This window comes from Sebaldella termitidis ATCC 33386 (assembly GCF_000024405.1).
Classification (GTDB): Bacteria; Fusobacteriota; Fusobacteriia; order Fusobacteriales; family Leptotrichiaceae; genus Sebaldella; species Sebaldella termitidis.
Genome location: NC_013517.1, coordinates 2733346 through 2749051 on the forward strand (window position 1 = coordinate 2733346; position 15706 = coordinate 2749051).

The 15706-nt window shown below is 27.6% G+C and carries 25 protein-coding genes; 10 read left to right on the plus strand and 15 right to left on the minus strand.

The window, feature by feature from the left end; translation table 11 throughout:
* Positions 1-581: 581 nt before the first annotated feature.
* From STERM_RS12620 to STERM_RS12670, 12 genes are all read right to left on the minus strand, one after another.
* Complete coding sequence (locus STERM_RS12620; RefSeq protein ID WP_012862016.1) at positions 582-944, minus strand: hypothetical protein; 363 nt, start codon at positions 942-944, stop codon at positions 582-584.
* The gene (locus STERM_RS22225) at positions 937-1098 is read right to left on the minus strand and encodes a hypothetical protein (protein WP_169305408.1); all 162 of its coding nucleotides are present in this window, start codon (positions 1096-1098) and stop codon (positions 937-939) included. Before STERM_RS22225 ends, STERM_RS12620 begins: the two co-directional genes overlap by 8 nt.
* Before the next feature lie 13 nt (positions 1099-1111).
* Positions 1112-1474, minus strand: coding sequence for a hypothetical protein (locus STERM_RS12625; protein ID WP_012862017.1), 363 nt, complete (start codon positions 1472-1474; stop codon positions 1112-1114).
* 104 nt (positions 1475-1578) lie between these two features.
* On the minus strand, positions 1579-1845 hold the full coding sequence (locus STERM_RS12630) for a CPCC family cysteine-rich protein (RefSeq protein ID WP_012862018.1): 267 nt from the start codon (positions 1843-1845) through the stop codon (positions 1579-1581).
* 26 nt (positions 1846-1871) lie between these two features.
* Complete coding sequence (locus tag STERM_RS12635; RefSeq protein WP_049768988.1) at positions 1872-2138, minus strand: DUF7336 domain-containing protein; 267 nt, start codon at positions 2136-2138, stop codon at positions 1872-1874.
* The gene (locus tag STERM_RS12640; RefSeq protein ID WP_012862020.1) at positions 2080-2313 is read right to left on the minus strand and encodes a hypothetical protein; all 234 of its coding nucleotides are present in this window, start codon (positions 2311-2313) and stop codon (positions 2080-2082) included. Before STERM_RS12640 ends, STERM_RS12635 begins: the two co-directional genes overlap by 59 nt.
* Positions 2314-2636: 323 nt before the next feature.
* Complete coding sequence (locus STERM_RS12645) at positions 2637-3044, minus strand: hypothetical protein (RefSeq protein ID WP_012862021.1); 408 nt, start codon at positions 3042-3044, stop codon at positions 2637-2639.
* A gap of 86 nt (positions 3045-3130) precedes the next feature.
* On the minus strand, positions 3131-3394 hold the full coding sequence (locus STERM_RS12650; protein WP_012862022.1) for a hypothetical protein: 264 nt from the start codon (positions 3392-3394) through the stop codon (positions 3131-3133).
* 171 nt (positions 3395-3565) lie between these two features.
* On the minus strand, positions 3566-4528 hold the full coding sequence (locus STERM_RS12655) for a hypothetical protein (protein WP_041309982.1): 963 nt from the start codon (positions 4526-4528) through the stop codon (positions 3566-3568).
* 158 nt (positions 4529-4686) lie between these two features.
* Complete coding sequence (locus STERM_RS12660; protein ID WP_012862024.1) at positions 4687-5538, minus strand: hemagglutinin repeat-containing protein; 852 nt, start codon at positions 5536-5538, stop codon at positions 4687-4689.
* A complete protein-coding gene (locus STERM_RS12665) occupies positions 5523-5945 on the minus strand; it encodes a hypothetical protein (RefSeq protein WP_012862025.1) in 423 nt (140 codons plus the stop codon). The genes STERM_RS12660 and STERM_RS12665 overlap by 16 nt, the downstream gene beginning before the upstream one ends.
* 69 nt (positions 5946-6014) lie before the next feature.
* Positions 6015-7013, minus strand: a complete 999-nt coding sequence (locus tag STERM_RS12670; protein WP_012862026.1) for a hemagglutinin repeat-containing protein — start codon at positions 7011-7013, stop codon at positions 6015-6017.
* Between the two features lie 67 nt (positions 7014-7080).
* On the opposite strand from STERM_RS12670, the gene STERM_RS21320 reads away from it, so the two are divergent.
* The 10 genes from STERM_RS21320 (at position 7081) to STERM_RS12720 (ending at position 13151) form a co-directional block, all read left to right on the plus strand.
* Positions 7081-7656 carry a hypothetical protein gene (locus STERM_RS21320; protein ID WP_012862027.1) on the plus strand — a complete coding sequence of 192 codons (576 nt, stop codon included), beginning with the start codon at positions 7081-7083 and terminating at the stop codon, positions 7654-7656.
* On the plus strand, positions 7656-8105 hold the full coding sequence (locus STERM_RS12680) for a hypothetical protein (RefSeq protein ID WP_012862028.1): 450 nt from the start codon (positions 7656-7658) through the stop codon (positions 8103-8105). The genes STERM_RS21320 and STERM_RS12680 overlap by 1 nt, the downstream gene beginning before the upstream one ends.
* Positions 8106-8122: 17 nt before the next feature.
* Complete coding sequence (locus STERM_RS12685; RefSeq protein WP_012862029.1) at positions 8123-8740, plus strand: hypothetical protein; 618 nt, start codon at positions 8123-8125, stop codon at positions 8738-8740.
* Between the two features lie 402 nt (positions 8741-9142).
* The gene (locus tag STERM_RS12690) at positions 9143-9730 is read left to right on the plus strand and encodes a hypothetical protein (RefSeq protein WP_012862031.1); all 588 of its coding nucleotides are present in this window, start codon (positions 9143-9145) and stop codon (positions 9728-9730) included.
* Positions 9731-9743: 13 nt separating this feature from the next.
* The gene (locus STERM_RS12695; RefSeq protein WP_012862032.1) at positions 9744-10046 is read left to right on the plus strand and encodes a hypothetical protein; all 303 of its coding nucleotides are present in this window, start codon (positions 9744-9746) and stop codon (positions 10044-10046) included.
* Between the two features lie 55 nt (positions 10047-10101).
* Positions 10102-11127: an alpha/beta hydrolase family protein gene (locus tag STERM_RS12700; RefSeq protein ID WP_012862033.1), complete on the plus strand. Its 1026-nt coding sequence runs from the start codon at positions 10102-10104 to the stop codon at positions 11125-11127.
* 144 nt (positions 11128-11271) lie between these two features.
* Positions 11272-11916: a helix-turn-helix domain-containing protein gene (locus STERM_RS12705; RefSeq protein WP_012862034.1), complete on the plus strand. Its 645-nt coding sequence runs from the start codon at positions 11272-11274 to the stop codon at positions 11914-11916.
* A 245-nt stretch (positions 11917-12161) separates the two neighbouring features.
* On the plus strand, positions 12162-12449 hold the full coding sequence (locus STERM_RS12710) for a hypothetical protein (RefSeq protein WP_012862035.1): 288 nt from the start codon (positions 12162-12164) through the stop codon (positions 12447-12449).
* A complete protein-coding gene (locus STERM_RS12715; RefSeq protein WP_049768989.1) occupies positions 12442-12852 on the plus strand; it encodes a BRO-N domain-containing protein in 411 nt (136 codons plus the stop codon). Before STERM_RS12710 ends, STERM_RS12715 begins: the two co-directional genes overlap by 8 nt.
* On the plus strand, positions 12834-13151 hold the full coding sequence (locus STERM_RS12720) for a hypothetical protein (protein ID WP_049768990.1): 318 nt from the start codon (positions 12834-12836) through the stop codon (positions 13149-13151). The genes STERM_RS12715 and STERM_RS12720 overlap by 19 nt, the downstream gene beginning before the upstream one ends.
* A 795-nt stretch (positions 13152-13946) precedes the next feature.
* Here the strand turns inward: STERM_RS12720 and STERM_RS12730 are convergent.
* From STERM_RS12730 to STERM_RS12740, 3 genes are all read right to left on the minus strand, one after another.
* Positions 13947-14417, minus strand: coding sequence for a hypothetical protein (locus STERM_RS12730; protein ID WP_012862036.1), 471 nt, complete (start codon positions 14415-14417; stop codon positions 13947-13949).
* Between the two features lie 86 nt (positions 14418-14503).
* Positions 14504-14866, minus strand: a complete 363-nt coding sequence (locus tag STERM_RS21325) for a hypothetical protein (protein WP_012862037.1) — start codon at positions 14864-14866, stop codon at positions 14504-14506.
* A 47-nt stretch (positions 14867-14913) separates the two neighbouring features.
* On the minus strand, positions 14914-15564 hold the full coding sequence (locus STERM_RS12740) for a DUF4145 domain-containing protein (protein ID WP_012862038.1): 651 nt from the start codon (positions 15562-15564) through the stop codon (positions 14914-14916).
* Positions 15565-15706: the final 142 nt, after the last annotated feature.

Below are 15706 nucleotides of genomic sequence, written 5' to 3' on the forward strand. Positions count from 1 at the left end.
AGAACTCTTATGAGTTCTAATTATCTATAACCACTATCTTTGCAAGATAGAAGACTTATTATATGCATATATTAACATGCGTTCCTATATTTCTATAATAAGCCTTTTCATGTATACATTATACTTATAACATCTTTGTTAAGGCATATAAATCACTTTTATTTTTATATACAAATAATTATATATTCATTTGATTATACTTATAATATTTTCATTATGAATCAATATATTTCAAAACAAATCATTATTATAGTTATGAAAAAAAATATTGAAATTATATTTAAAAGATGCTAGTATACTTATATAGTAACATATATTAATTTACACTAAAAACATATTACAAATTTTTGGTAATGCGGGTACACTCCTAATTAACTTTAGGAGTGTTTATTTTTCCCTTCATCTCTTTCATTTATATATTAAGGTAAATTCTGGCATATAAATAAATCTAGTTTATTAAATAGTTTTTTAACTCCAATTCTTGATAAATCTCCCAGCCTTTTTTGGGGTTTCTCATTGTTATAGCAGTATGAGACTTGAATCCCCTTTTCTCATATATTTTCATAGCTACTCCTCCTATTTTAAAAAAGTACTTCATTTTCAATTATTCTATTAAATTCTGGAAAAGATTTGCTATCGATTTTTTCATAAAATACTTTATTTAAATAATTTAATCCTTTTTCAGTCAATACTACTTGATAATCTAAATCAGTTTCACTCCAATTATCTTTATCTTTCAAAAATTCTTTTAGCACATTTAATTTCATATATTCGCTATTATAATAAATTCCTATTACTCCATTTTCCAAATAATAATCAAATATTATTTTAAGGTTTTCAAAATCGATTAAATCAGTACTTACATTTTCGCTATAATAATCAAATATTGTCAAACCTTCAGTTGCAGATATTAACATTTCTTTTAAAAATTCCTTTTTAGTCATCTTTCTCCCCTTCACATTTTAATACTGTATTTCCTTTTAATGATAGTCTCACAGTCCCATTTTGAGTTTCTGGTATTCTGACATAAGGTCCATTATGTAATGGATCTTGAATTCCCCCACCCTTTTTCCAAAAATATAAATTTTCTATTTGCATGATTCTATGAAACTTAAAGTATTTCTTTCATTTTGAAGTTCGGAAAATCACTATTGTCTATTTCAATTTCATAAATTCGTTCATTAAAATATCTAAATCCTGACTCCTCAACTAAAACTAATTCACCATGTCCTATAATTTTTTTCCAATTTTCTTCTATTTCTAAGTACTCATGTGCCTTTTGAGAACTTAATAATCCTTCAGCATCATAGGAAATAACAATACCCTTATTTATTAAACGGATTGTTATATTAAATAAAACTTTAAAACTACTCAGTTCTGTATCAGCATGTATATAAAACTCATATAATGAAGAAGATTCCAAGCAGCATACTAAAAATTCTTTGATATATTCCTTTTTTCTTTTGTTACTCACTTTTAACCTCCTACTTTACTAAATTTCTATGCAACAATGAAATCAAAAAACTATTCTTTATTTACTAAAAATGCTGACCATATCAGCATTTTTTATATTAATATTTATGAGTTATTTTCTGGAAACTCTTCTGGTAAAGGATCACGCCAATCATTTTTTCTTAATCCTTCACAACATACTCCAAATATCTTATAATATTTTTTTGCATCATTTAAAGATATATGGTTAGGTCCTATTATTCTATCTGGATACTTCTGAGCTACCCAATCATATTGCCAACCACAAACTTCACAAAAATCTATTATTATATCCTGAGTTTCATCCACTGAAATTGTGTAATAACCACAACACGGACACTGAATTATTATCATATAATTATTCTCTTTCTGCTTTTATTTTAGAGACTTATAAAACCATCTCTCCATTCAAAATGTTTGTCTACTTCCCATTTATCTATCCAAAATCCATCTATATGGGACTTAAATCCTTTCTTTTTCATATAACTTTCCATAACTTGTTTCGCTTTCTTTCTGGTTGAATATAATCCTATCGTCCTGATTTCTTCATAATCCTTATCTTTTCCTACATTATATGCATGCATTAATCTATAAACTACTATTTTTTTCACTTCCTTTTTTATACCAAGATTTGATTCCTTTTCCATGATAACTTTTGTCTAATACCATTCGCTTTATCTTAAAGCCATTTTTATATTTTTTAAAACCTATTTTTTTCTTATATTCTTTTACTACTTTTTCCTTTGTAGATGTTATACCGATTATTTTCCCTTCAGAAAAGGTTTCAACTTTTCTAATATGTTCTATTAAATATAACTTCATGTATCTTCCTTCCTTTCCTATTAGGACAAATCCTATTTTTATCTATTAGAAAATGCTGACTTTGGCCAGCATTTTCACTAGTTTATATTTTTTCAACCAACAGGCATCCTCATTTCAATACATTCTTCTATTGGAAGAATACACCCATTATCATTATCCTCATAAATATCATGCAAATAGTTATTTTGCTGTAAATTTTTTTCATATGTTCTTTAGAGGCATAAATCATTACAATAAAATGTGTTTTTTCAATCAGTATTTTTTTAAAAAATAATTAACTATAATTTTTCTCTAATTTCAACATTTAATATATTAAAACTCGTTTACTCCTCATCTATTAATTTTCTATATTTTTTCATTAACTTTACTTCCTCTAATTCCTCATTTAATAAATTCTCATAAAACATTTTATCCTCAGCCCATTCTCTAAAGGCTACTATTGTCTCGAATCCTTTTGGATTTACTATAGTTCTTAAGGCCCAATATTTAGAAAAATTATTATCTTTGAAATCAAAAAACATTCCACAAATTGGTGTTGGATAATCCATATCCTCTTTATATATATAGTAAAAGGGAACATTTTCCCAAAAAATAATTCCATAAACATTATAGATTTTTCCAATTTTTATATTTAATTCATGACTTAAATCATATTTATAATATTTTTCTAAAAATTTAAGTTTTAGCCCTGAAAAACTTTTTAATTTATTCTTTTTACAAATTACTTTCATTTTATTACCTCGCTATACAATTTAAGTTTAGAGTTCATAATTCAATATTTCAAATTCAGAATATATTAAATTCTTTATTCCTACTATTAATCAACATTATTCCTCATTCTCAATGATTCACTATGTGATTTAAATTTGAAGTCCATAACTTCTCCAGTATTTGGATTTTTAACATAGTGAACAACTGATTTTTGACCATCAAGGCTTTTAAATACTACTTCCCATTTTTCTAATCCTTCAAATCTTAGATCGCCCAAATTACTCATTATTTTTTCTCCGCCACCAGCTTTTGCCTCTTCTAAAGTTAAGAGATCTAAAAGGCTCTTAGGGTTTCTACTCCAAGGATCCATTTTTTCTAATTTTTGTACTTACGTATACAGCTGCCAGTACAGGTACATTATCAGAGGCTAATTTAACTCTACCAATAGATTTCATATATTTACCATAGTCTTCCTTAGTTACAACACCATATTCTAATAAATCCGCTCCATCATAATATTTAGCTTCATATCCTTGTTCTACTAAAATATCAAAGTTTTCTTTAGAATAGCCAGGGGGTACTTGATATGATTTGCTGCTGCTTCTGCAAATATTTCTACTAATTCTGGTAGTGATCTTCCAGTTTCCTCTTTTGTTTTATTATTTAAAGTTTTATTACTCTCAACAATAACTTTTTCTTTTCTTCCAGAACCACTATTATTCTTTCCTGTATTCCCATAATTATTCTTGTTATTTATGAAATCATTCATATTCTTACTAATTTGGTCTAATCCTAATCCTGCTCTTATTGTCATAGAGGATTCTTTCTTTTCTACAGGCACACTTTGTTTTTTATCATGATCAAATTTATATCCAGGACATTGGGTTACATAACCACAAAAATCTAACTTTCCTTCATCAATTGATGAATACTCTCTATTTCCTGTTTCTAAAGTATTACTTCCATTTAATATATTTTCATAAAAACTATTTTCGCTTCTATCTAACGGTTTTCTTCCTATTGATGTAAATAATTCTTCTTGTATGTTTCCTTTTCCTGCTTGTTCCTCAGTCTTATCATAAACATATGGGTTACTTGGATTGTAATGATTTAATTCTGCCCCTAATGCATTAGATACGTCTACTTCTTTTACATTAAGATATATCTCTATTTTTCCATCTTCCCTTACAAATGCTGCCATTTCATCTCCTTTTGGCTGATCTGTAAAATTAATCACTATCTCTACATTATCTTCTATTCCATAAGTTGATTTAACTGCATTTGCCATATTTGTTGCAAGTTGTTTAGAATTTTCTGCTTTTAATTCATCTGGAAGATTCTGTAATTCCTTATACTGCTTATTCATTTCCTGATATTTTATCAGATTGGCATCTGTATTTCTTAAAGTTCCTACTAAATTATCTAAGAAATTACTTCCTTTATTTTCTGCTGTAGCCTGTATTGCTCTTACTATATCTGCAGGTAACTGTACTAATCCATTCAAATCTTTAATTACCTGATTTCTTGTCACCTCATTCAGTAAATCAGTGTGTAATACTGTATCTATCTGTTCTACTACCTCATCTTTTGTTACTATCTGGGCTTTATTAATATCTGTATTTATTCCCAGTTCCTCAAGATTCAGTTTCTTCCCTGCTTCTGTTACTTCTGTATTAACAAAAGTAGCACATTGCTGTCCTGCTGTTTATCATGGCTTCCATACTGTATTCCTGTTTGCCCTATAGGTGTTTTATTCCCCTGTTCTTTACTTCCCAGTCCAATACCACTTACACTTATTCCGTAATTACTTCCTTCATTATGGTCTTTTAAATTTTCTACTACTACTTTATTAGCCTCTATACTGAGCTTATTTTCTTCACTCAGACTTCCTATTACAGCTCCAATATTAGTTAAAGTTTCTCCTACCTTAATATTTCCACCATTCTCTGCTATTATTGTAGTCTGATTATTTACCCATTTACTATCCTGATGATTTTCTCCATAATTTCCACCTATTGACGGTCTAGCTGTTCCAGTCTGAGCTTCTGTCCCAGGTAATTTTCCTGATACATTTAAGCCTGCTCCCCAATTCTTTCCATCTGATGTATATTCATCCTGTAAGGATATTATACTCAAATCTCTTCCAATATCAAAGTTTATTTTATCTGCTGTTACATTCACTCCTGCAAATAAAGCATCCTCTTTAGTCGTTAACTGGAAAGTTCCTCCCACATTTATTACAGAATTATCATAATATTTAGAACTTGTATTGCTGTTTCCTCCTGATACATTTAATCCGCCTATTACATTCTGATTTACTATATCATATCCTACACTTCCACCTGTTGAATTTGATTTCGTATCATTCTTATATGTATTCTCTCCTGCTCTTACAATAAAATTATTGGCATCTACTACAAAGTTCTCTCCTACATTTATCTTCTGATTTACAAGTGTTACATCTCCGTCTGACTGCAGTATAAAATTCTTTCCTACATTTATATTTCCCGCCACTGAATTTGCGATTCATAGCTGCTCTGACTGTAACTTGCTGATACTGATGCACTTACCAATCCCTTTGCTGCATTTCTTAAGTTGTCAGGTGATAAATCTCCATGTTCAAATATATTTTTTGTTGAAATATATCCTATTCCCTCATACCATGATCTTAAATTACTGCTTAATCCTCCCAAATCTCTGAAATCCTGAAATCCATTCCCTAATGTATTTATTATTTGGGAAGGATTATCAAATCCGTAATCTTTCACATTATCTGATACATTACTTACTGTATTCGCTAATTGAGCAGAAGTAAATCCTACATTTACACTTACACCTACACCCGTACTTTTCTGCTTTACCGTTTCATTATAGACTTCTTGTGCATCAAGAAGTTCTATCCCGTTTACTCCCCTTATCACAAGGTTTTCTCCGATATTAGCCTGTATTGCTTCTATTCTTACTCTATTTCCTGCATCTATTACTGTATTTCACTCTGATATTATTGTGGATACTGCTATTGTTGTTCCGTTTCTCTGCTGTTCGAGACTATTTTGACTATAGCTCACTCCTGCTGTAAAGCTTCCTCCACCGCTTGCAAAGCTTGAACTAAACCCGCTTGTCTTTTCTTTAAATGAATAACTGTTCTCTAAAGTATCAACCAGTATATTTACATTATTCCCGGCTGTCATTGATATATTTCCGCCGGTATTCTCCAGTCCTTCTTTCACTGCTATTATATTTGATGCCCTTACATTTATGTCATTACCTGCATCAAGAATTATATTATTTCCTATTACAGTACTTGCTGCTGCATATTCCTGATAACTCTTTTCTTCCATCTCATAACTTGACATAAATCCGTTGTCTGTCTGTTTTGTTTCTTTTTTTATTGATTCTACTTCGTTCAATATGTTTATATTCTCTGCTGTCATTTGAACTAAACCATCAGAAGCTACTGTACTTCCCTTTATTGCTATATCTTTTCCTGCTTCCAATATTACTGCTTCTGTTCCTGTTATTTCAGATCCTATCTTCTGTACTGAATCATAATTTGCATAATTCCCGCTGTCTGCTCCTGATCTGTCAGAGCCATTTAATGTAATACTTCCTATCGATATATTCTCTTTTACATCTATTACAGTTGTTGTACCGCTTACAATTCCAGCTTCCGATATATAGTTTTTAGCTCCTATGTATGTTGTACCATTCGATTCTATACTTCCTGCACTTAATATACTGTCATGGCTTGTATTGTTTAAGCTGTTTGTATACTGATTTGCCGTCACTATACTCGAACTGTTTATTATATCTCCGTTTTCTGCTGATAACGTCACAGAATCTATTCCTTTTATTCTTCCCCCTATATTTTCTATATTTCCTGCTGTAGCTATTACTGTTACTTCATTTCCCTTTATTTCTGCAAGCTCATTTGTGCTTGTTACATTATAGACTCTTCCTCCTCGACGAAATAAGCTAATGTAAAACAAATATATATTCCACTTTTTTTTAACTTTATGCTATAATACTTATAGCATATTCCAAGGAGGGTTACAAGTGATTTTACTTGAAAAGTTATTTAGTAAATATTCAAAGAAAGAACTAGAAGGGATTTTTCCAAGACAATATGTATATGAACTTGTCAATTACAGGATACATGCCAAACTGACTTCAATAGCCAGCAGAGTTGATGTAGTTAATGAACTTAATTATACATATGAAGATTTCCTTACTGATCATGAAAACTATGCAGAATATAAGGAAAATAAGCTGTTATTTGATCTCTATAAAAAAGGAATTACAGCAAAAGATGCTGCCATCAAATTTGATTATAACGAGACTTCTTTCTTAGTCTATTTAAGAAACGGGATTCCACTTAATAAGGGAACTAAAATTGAAAAGATGAAAGCTTATTATATTGAAGATAAGATTGATATTCAAGGAATGAAGTACAAAATTTTTGATAATCATTGCGAGTTGTATGCATCAAAAGAAGAACTGGAAAAGTTCCGGGATAAATATAATATTGATGAGGATATCATATATAGTGAAACTAAGAAAACTTGGCATCTTGCTTTTACCGGGTATTGGTTTTATCTTATTAAGTATAATAAAATAAAAGGAGTTTTATAATGAAGAAAATATTATTATTCTTACTGTTAGTCACTTATTCTTTTAGTATTGATGGCTTTGATAAGCTAAAATGGGAGTCTTCACCAGAGGATTTTTATAAATATTACAATAATTACAACTATTATACTTCTGATAATTCATATTTTACACTCATTGATCCTGATATTTATTTCGAAGGAGAAAAATTGCAGAGAGTTGATCTTTTTTACAATAATTTAAAACTTGTACAATGGATAGGAATTACTGATACTTCCAAGGAAAATGCCCTAAGGATATATAACAAATATAAAGATAAATATCAATCTGGTGAAGAAAATATTACTGATAATAGAAAATCTTTCATATATTTCAATCCAACTCCTGAAGAATTTAACACTTTATATATTGTACTAAAAGAATATAATACTTATAGTTCCATTTACTACAGCTTTTTTCGTACTGTAAAATAAATTATCAGGAGGATTCCATGAAGAAAAATACAATTGTTGTCATTGTTTTATCAATTATTATTGTTATTTTGTTAAACCATATTGTTATATCAGGAGTATCAAAGTCTAGCTCTACTGAATTTTTAAAATTACCAATCTTAAATTCTATTATTATTGCATTAGTTTCGATAACTACTATGATCATTACAAACTACTTCAATTTAAAAAGAATAAAATTAGAAACAAAAGAAAAAATTATTCTCGAAAACTTTTCTATTCGTAGAAAAGCTAATTCTAAATTATTTTATGCTCTATTAGAATATCAAAATTACTTCAATAAATTTTTTAAAGCTGAAAATACATTTGAAGAAATCCTAGACTGGAAGGATTTCTCACCATTAGAATATTACAATAAAGTATTTAATTTATTTTTAGAACAATTGATAAATTTACACCCTGATACTATCAAACTTATGGAACAACTTATTGTTAAAAGCTTTCCTCTTATACAAATTTCACTCAAGAATGAAATTGATAAAGTCGAAGTAATGAAAGATTCAGGTTCAATAGAATGTTTAATTTTAACAGATTTTATAAGTGAAATAACAGAGCAATTAAAAAAAATAAATGGAATGAATGATTTAGATAACATATGAAAGAATAAAAAAGGAGCACCTAATAAAAGGCACTCTACCGCAAATAGATTATACCTTTTTTAGGTTTCTCCTGTCAAATAAATTTAATCAGGAGGAAAACATGACTAAAGAAAAAATGAATGAACTATATGAAAAGTCACAGGAAATTGTGGCTATGATGGAGGAATTAGGAATTAAGGAATATAAAGGGTATAGCCTATAAAAAGTATCTCTACCGGAACTTTTCTTATACTGAATAATACTTATGTCAGCTCATCTTTATCAGATACATATATAGATGATAATTTAAATAAATTTATGCCTACTACTATGGAAATTATGATACAATTTAACGATGACATCAATAATGATAAGTTTATTCCACTGGAAAAACTTTTCCAAAATTTTGTGAAGAGGTGACATATGAAGAAATTTTATTGGTTATTATTATTTATAAGTTTATTAACTGGATGTGCAAGTAAGACTAGTGCTGTTATAAATAAATTAGAAAATAAAACTGATCAATATACAAAATTACAAAAAGAAAATATGGTTTTATTTTGCAGTGATGTTGATAAAATATTGAAACTAAAAAAAGAAGATAGTTTATCTGCTTTTTTATCTGAAAGTGAAGCTGCCAGAAAAACCAGTTTTGGGACAAAGTATGCAGATTATATTAAAAATCATACTGTTGAAGAATCTGTTGAATATTTAAGTGATCTATATTTTATTGATAATTTAAGTACACTTAAGGTTAATGCTAAAAGAATACATAATTTTCTTGAAAATATAACAACCCCTCCAATAGAAGAAAGTGTTATAAATTACAAAATAACTAATTTACAACTTATATGGAGCCGTGATACTTTCATGTATTTTGAATCTTATGACTCTCCTGAAAGATTAGGAATATTAGTAAGTAATGATCTCGAATGGCAAAAAAAGACACATAAAGAAATTATTGATCAAGTAAAAGAGTGGATGTCTAAAAGTAAAATACAAAAAAACTAAGAATGAGGTAAGAATGAATTATACTCCTATTTCTCAATTAAATGATAATGCTAAAATATGGTCTGGAACAATTGTAAGGTTATATAATATTGGTTTGAATGTTTCAGATAATTCTAAAGATTACTATGAATATCTGATATCAGAGATTTATGGTAACAATGAATATTTACAACTCACATGTCTTTCCCAGGGAGAAGCCGGAAATATAATATGTGTTTTAAAGAAAGATTTACCTAATCACTATGCTTTAGGTAAAGAATTAAAAAGAATGATGGATGTAGAAAATACTTTCATTGATATTGATTCTATCTTGTAATTATATAAAATAACTTAAAATCTTATAATAAAAATCTATTTTTGGAGGTACTATATTGAATCATATAAGTAAACTTTTTATATTTCTATTTATTTTTAAAATAACTATTTTCTCATATAATTCAGCAATCACTGATATATCGTATAAAGATGAAAAAAGAAATAGGATTTTTCACACCAAAGTATACTATCCTACTTTAGATATTGATAAAAATGAAATACTTGTTAATGATAATAAAATTTTTATTAGTAATAAATTTCAAAAAGATGCTTCTATAGCTTCTGGAAAATTTCCCTTAATATTTCTTATTCATGGAAGTGGTGGAAATAATACCAGCTTAAATTATCTTGTTGCAGATTTAACTTCAAAAGGAATAATCATTGTTGCCACAAATTACCTTAGTGATGATGAGAATATATATCCTCCGGAGACAATTTCCATAAAGCCCTGGATTCAAAATGCTGACACCTCTTTTTTATTAGATCAGGTCTTAAAAGAAAAGAAATTCATCAATAATATATCAAAAGATTCAATTGGAATATTAGGATATTCTAAAGGTGGTTATAGTGCTTTGGCTCTCGCAGGAGTAAAACTTGATTATAATAAATACATAAATTTTTGTAAAGATAATAAGAACTTTCCTGATTGTGTATTTTATCCTAATGTATTGAAAGATAATAAAGAAAATTTTGAGAAGTCATATTTAGATAGACGATTTTCATTTGTTATCTCAATTGATCCTATACTTTCACATTCATTTACCGATGAAAGTTTAAATAATATCAGTGTTCCAATACTTTTGATTTCTTCTGATTTTTTTATTCCCGGTAATAATGAAATTGATCTTCAAATAAATGCTATTAATAAAAGACTTGATAAAAAACATACATCTTTTAAAGCAATTAAAGATTCAGGACATTTTTCATTTCTTCCGTTATGTAAGAAAGAAGCAGCTGAAATTTTAGAAAATAGTGAGGATGAAATAATTTGTATTGATGGAAAGAAAGATAGAGAACAAATACATAAAGAACTTAACTCTAGCGTTATAGAGTTTCTTTATAAAATCAACATACTAAAATAAACTATGGCTAAGAACCTATAATTTGAAAGATAACTAAAAAATACTTATCTTGCATTTATACATAAAATGGCTTAAAATAAGTTGTATACGTTTGTCAACAGATATTGATATACGTCAACAAAATATTCGATTGGGAGAATTGATATGATAGACTTTAATGTCGAAAAACAAAATCAAATATTACAATTTTTAAAAGAAAAAAGAAAAGAGATTGGATATACTCTACTTGATGCTTCTGAAATTTTAAAAATTTCACCTTCTTACTTAAAAAAACTAGAAGATGGAGAATATAAAAAAACAAATCTGGAACTTTTGCTTAACTATTATGATTTAGTTGGAATTGATCCTCAAAAATTATTATATGATCTGAACATATTAAAAGATAAACCATACTATAAAATCCCTATATATGGTGATTTAAATGCTGAAAATATTGTTGATTACATACTTCCAACTGAAAATATTCAATTTGATGAAAGTTTTTTTGCCTATAAGTTAAAAGAAGATTACTCTCATGATTTTTTCAAAAATGATGTAGTTATCGTAAAAAAAACTTCTGAGTCATTTAATGAAATATCAGAAACATCTATTTTATTTTCTAATAAAGTAAATAAAGTAGGGATTGGAACAATCAGAAAAATATATTCTGAAAATGATATTGCTAGTTATAACTCATTTATAATCTCAGTTAATTATGATATTTTTGCAATTTCAAATTCAAAGAAAAATTTACCCAGTCAAATAAAAATTTATGGTGAAATAAAAGGAATTATACGCTTGATGGATTAGATTATTAGCTAGTCCATTTTATTTTATTCACTCACTTGACAAAATGAAATAAAAAATTTAAATTTGACAAAAATAAATTTAATGATATAAAATGATATAATCTGAATAGAAAGGAGAAAATATGTTAAAACTAAAAAGAAGCCAACTCGGCAAAGTTGGCTTAAAAGGGGTATAATATACCACACATTCTATGTATATTATACTCCAAAAATATTAAAAACACAATATTTTTAGGAGCTTTTTTTATGCACAATAATATTAAAGACTTTATGCTATCTCATATAGAAAGCATGTATGATTATGGTCATTTAAAAGATGATCTGTCTAAAATGGAAGATAGCTTTTATAACTTAATTGAAAATATCAATTCTAAAACTGAATATACTAAAAATGACATTCAACAACTTATTAACACTTTTGAAACTGTACTATTCACAGCAAAGAAAACCTATTTTGAACATGGAGCTACTTCCGGAATATCTAATATCAATAAAATGTACCTTACTCCAAGTGAGGTGGTACTTCATGGATAAACTTCAGATATTTCAAAGTAAAGAATTTGGAAAAGTAAGAACTGTATTGATAGAAAATGAAGTTTGGTTTGTATTAATTGATATATGTAAGATATTAGAACTTTCAAATCCTAGTAGTGTGATCAAAAGATTAGATGAAGACGAGGTGGCTAAGTTTGACTTAGGGAGCTTATCAGGGATTACTAATATCATTAATGAAAGTGGATTATATAAAGTAATTTTTAGAAGTGACAAACCACAAGCTAATCAATTTACTAAATGGGTAACTCATGATGTATTACCTTCACTAAGAAAAACTGGCATCTACTCAATAAACCAAACTCCCAAAGAACTTGAACTAAAGAAAAAGAAATCCAACTTAAAACTGCTGAATTTCTTAATAATATGGCTGACAGTATCCTGATTCCCGAATATAAACAGATACTCAATGCTCATGCCACTAAGGTATTAACCGGGAATTTTCTACTCCCGTTACCTGTTGCCGGTGAAATAACGTATAGTGCTACTGAAATTGGTAAAATACTTGGTATCTCAGCTAATATGGTTGGAAGATTAACTAAAAAACATAATCTCCGTACTGAAGAATACGGGAAAATTTTTTATGATAAGTCTAAGTATTCCAGTAAGGAAGTTGAAACTTTCAGGTATTATATTAAAGTTATTGATATTCTGAAGAATATTGTAAGCATTCTATCCGCATAAAAGTCCCTTTTGGGGCTTTTTATTATACTCTACTCTTAATAATATTTTATTGCTTTTATTTAATAAATGAATTATAATTTATTGATTATTTGGTTATATCAAATTATTTCAAGGAAGATATTTATGAAAAAAATTACTATTGCATTTATTATAATCTTTATATCGATTATTTCAAGTTTTGAATTACTAACTATATATGAATTCTATTATTTTTTTAAAATTCATATCTTAATTTTATTGCCTCCACTATTTTTCTTACTTTTTTCTAGTTATTTTTTATTGAAGCATAATAAAAAAATTCCTTTTATTTCTGCTGTGATTATTAATTTAACTTTATTAATATATATTATTGAATTAGAAATATATCCTATTTTACGTATACATGAATTTTTTCAGGGTTCATTTATTGTAGGAAATTTATTAGGGAAATTTCGACACATAACTTTTAGTTCCTTAATTGATTATTTAAGGGAAATGCTATTCAAAAAATTATGATATAAAACAAAAAGGCCCCAAAGGGGCTGAGGAACTGTTAATACAGTACTTTAGTAATTACTATAAATAATATAAGTAACTATTGCTAATGTACGTATAGGTGTCCTCCCAGTATAAAGATTTATGGTTTTTGTGAAACCACAAATTATTTTATAACAAAAAAGCCAGACTCGCGTCCAGCTTAATTGTCACAAAATTTTAAATCTTTATACTCGTTTTCAATATTATTATATCATATTTCCGAAAAAGTGCAAGTTTTTAAAAATATGGTTATTTATATTATTGCATTCTCTCTAACCCCTAGATCATTTGCCGATAACTATATAATTTAATGCTATCAAACTCATCTTGACCTTCTAGTTTAGATACACCAAGTTCTTTTAATATAAAATTTATGGCTCTCTCTTCATCATTCTTCTGTCCACCAAAATCATTAGTATATTGAATTGGAAATTTTTGTACACCATTTTCAAATAATACAGCAGATTGTTCACCCACTCCACCAAAATAATCAGTCTCAAAATATGCTATTTTTCCATTATGTGAATATGTTTCCAATAATGAGAAAACAGCAGGTGTCAAAGACTCAAAATGTTCAACAGATACCTCATCTTTTAAATTTGATAACCTGACAATATCTTCAAATAAATTATCCGTTAAAAAAAGCATTGATAAACCTTGAGACAGTTGTATTGAATTTCTGGACCAATTTTTAGCCAATCTGTTTATAGTACTATCACATCCTAAAAAAGCATTTATTTTATGACCCATTAGTATTATCCTCCCCTACTTAAATTCTCTAAATAAATATTATTTATACAATGAATAACAGTATTTTTTTATTATACCTTCCTAATTTATCGTTTATTGTTATATCTTATTACCATTGATATTAAATCATCAAGTATACTATCCGGTATATCTCCTCTATAAATACTTTTATCACTTTCCATTATAGCTTTATGGAGTAAGACAGTTTCATCAGTCAATACTTTTACTTCTATGGAGAAAATACAATATCCAGTCCAGCTCCGAACAAAATATATAATATTCTTTTCCTGAAACACAAACCACTTGTCTTCCATTACTTTTGGCTTTAACCCTCTTTTTAATAGTTTCAATTCATTAAAAGATAATACACGATTGTACTCTAATGGTATTGACATATTTATAGGATTAAATTTCCAGCTGTTATGAGTTATTATTTCTATTTTGATCACTTCCCTACTCAAATAACTTTTTTATAATTATATTATTTAAAGAAATTTTATGTAATCTTCTTAAATTTATTATACATAATCGTACTCTTATAATCTAAATCATATACAGTATTTAGTATATCCTCAAGTATTTTTATTGTTAATTCTAAGTCCTCTTTTTTAGGTGAAATAAAATCATGAGTCGCATCATTTCCTAAGTATCTGATTCCATGTAAATTCTTTTTTATATTATCAGTAATAAAAGTAGAGTTAACTATTTTATTCATTAAATTTCCACTAACTATACCTTTATCTACACAAACAGCTTCAAGTAAAGTTCTTAGCCCAATTGAACAAAGTAATAAACATGAGTTATTATAACTATCAATTATTTCATTATAAATAACTCTTAATTTTTGTGGTATTTTTATATATGTTTTTTTCTTTAATGATTTTATATTTCTTGTTGGATAGAAAGTATTTGTTAAAATAGGATTGCCTTCTTCATCTCTATCTTCAGAAAAATAATCAACTTTTTCAATGACTATTTCATCACAACCCATACATTGCCAAATGATCCAATTCTCACTCCACTCTACTCCAAACATATTTTCAATAATTTCGGAATCTTCAAATAAAAAATCTACTTGATATTTATGATTTCTCTTCCCATTACATTTGTTACAAAACTTTTTTTCTATTCTTTCAGTTTTTTCCAATCATAAACCTCCTTATAAAGTTATTTAGTGTAATTATACCATAAAATTATATTAATTTTGAAAATATAAATAAAAAAAGCCTTCAATAAGAACGGCTCATCCCCTAAGGGGGTGAGAAATACTTTCAACATTTGTATTCCTC

Coding starts and splice junctions, on each gene's coding strand:
- STERM_RS22225 (WP_169305408.1), bottom strand. CDS start 1,098: ATGCAAATAGAAAATTTATATTTTTGGAAAAAGGGTGGGGGAATTCAA.
- STERM_RS12635 (WP_049768988.1), bottom strand. CDS start 2,138: ATGGAAAAGGAATCAAATCTTGGTATAAAAAAGGAAGTGAAAAAAATA.
- STERM_RS12690 (WP_012862031.1), top strand. CDS start 9,143: ATGAAGAAATTTTATTGGTTATTATTATTTATAAGTTTATTAACTGGA.
- STERM_RS12620 (WP_012862016.1), bottom strand. CDS start 944: ATGACTAAAAAGGAATTTTTAAAAGAAATGTTAATATCTGCAACTGAA.
- STERM_RS12685 (WP_012862029.1), top strand. CDS start 8,123: ATGAAGAAAAATACAATTGTTGTCATTGTTTTATCAATTATTATTGTT.
- STERM_RS12680 (WP_012862028.1), top strand. CDS start 7,656: ATGAAGAAAATATTATTATTCTTACTGTTAGTCACTTATTCTTTTAGT.
- STERM_RS12645 (WP_012862021.1), bottom strand. CDS start 3,044: ATGAAAGTAATTTGTAAAAAGAATAAATTAAAAAGTTTTTCAGGGCTA.
- STERM_RS12695 (WP_012862032.1), top strand. CDS start 9,744: ATGAATTATACTCCTATTTCTCAATTAAATGATAATGCTAAAATATGG.
- STERM_RS12710 (WP_012862035.1), top strand. CDS start 12,162: ATGCACAATAATATTAAAGACTTTATGCTATCTCATATAGAAAGCATG.
- STERM_RS12715 (WP_049768989.1), top strand. CDS start 12,442: ATGGATAAACTTCAGATATTTCAAAGTAAAGAATTTGGAAAAGTAAGA.
- STERM_RS12630 (WP_012862018.1), bottom strand. CDS start 1,845: ATGATAATAATTCAGTGTCCGTGTTGTGGTTATTACACAATTTCAGTG.
- STERM_RS12640 (WP_012862020.1), bottom strand. CDS start 2,313: ATGAAGTTATATTTAATAGAACATATTAGAAAAGTTGAAACCTTTTCT.
- STERM_RS12720 (WP_049768990.1), top strand. CDS start 12,834: ATGGCTGACAGTATCCTGATTCCCGAATATAAACAGATACTCAATGCT.
- STERM_RS12730 (WP_012862036.1), bottom strand. CDS start 14,417: ATGGGTCATAAAATAAATGCTTTTTTAGGATGTGATAGTACTATAAAC.
- STERM_RS12650 (WP_012862022.1), bottom strand. CDS start 3,394: ATGGATCCTTGGAGTAGAAACCCTAAGAGCCTTTTAGATCTCTTAACT.
- STERM_RS12705 (WP_012862034.1), top strand. CDS start 11,272: ATGATAGACTTTAATGTCGAAAAACAAAATCAAATATTACAATTTTTA.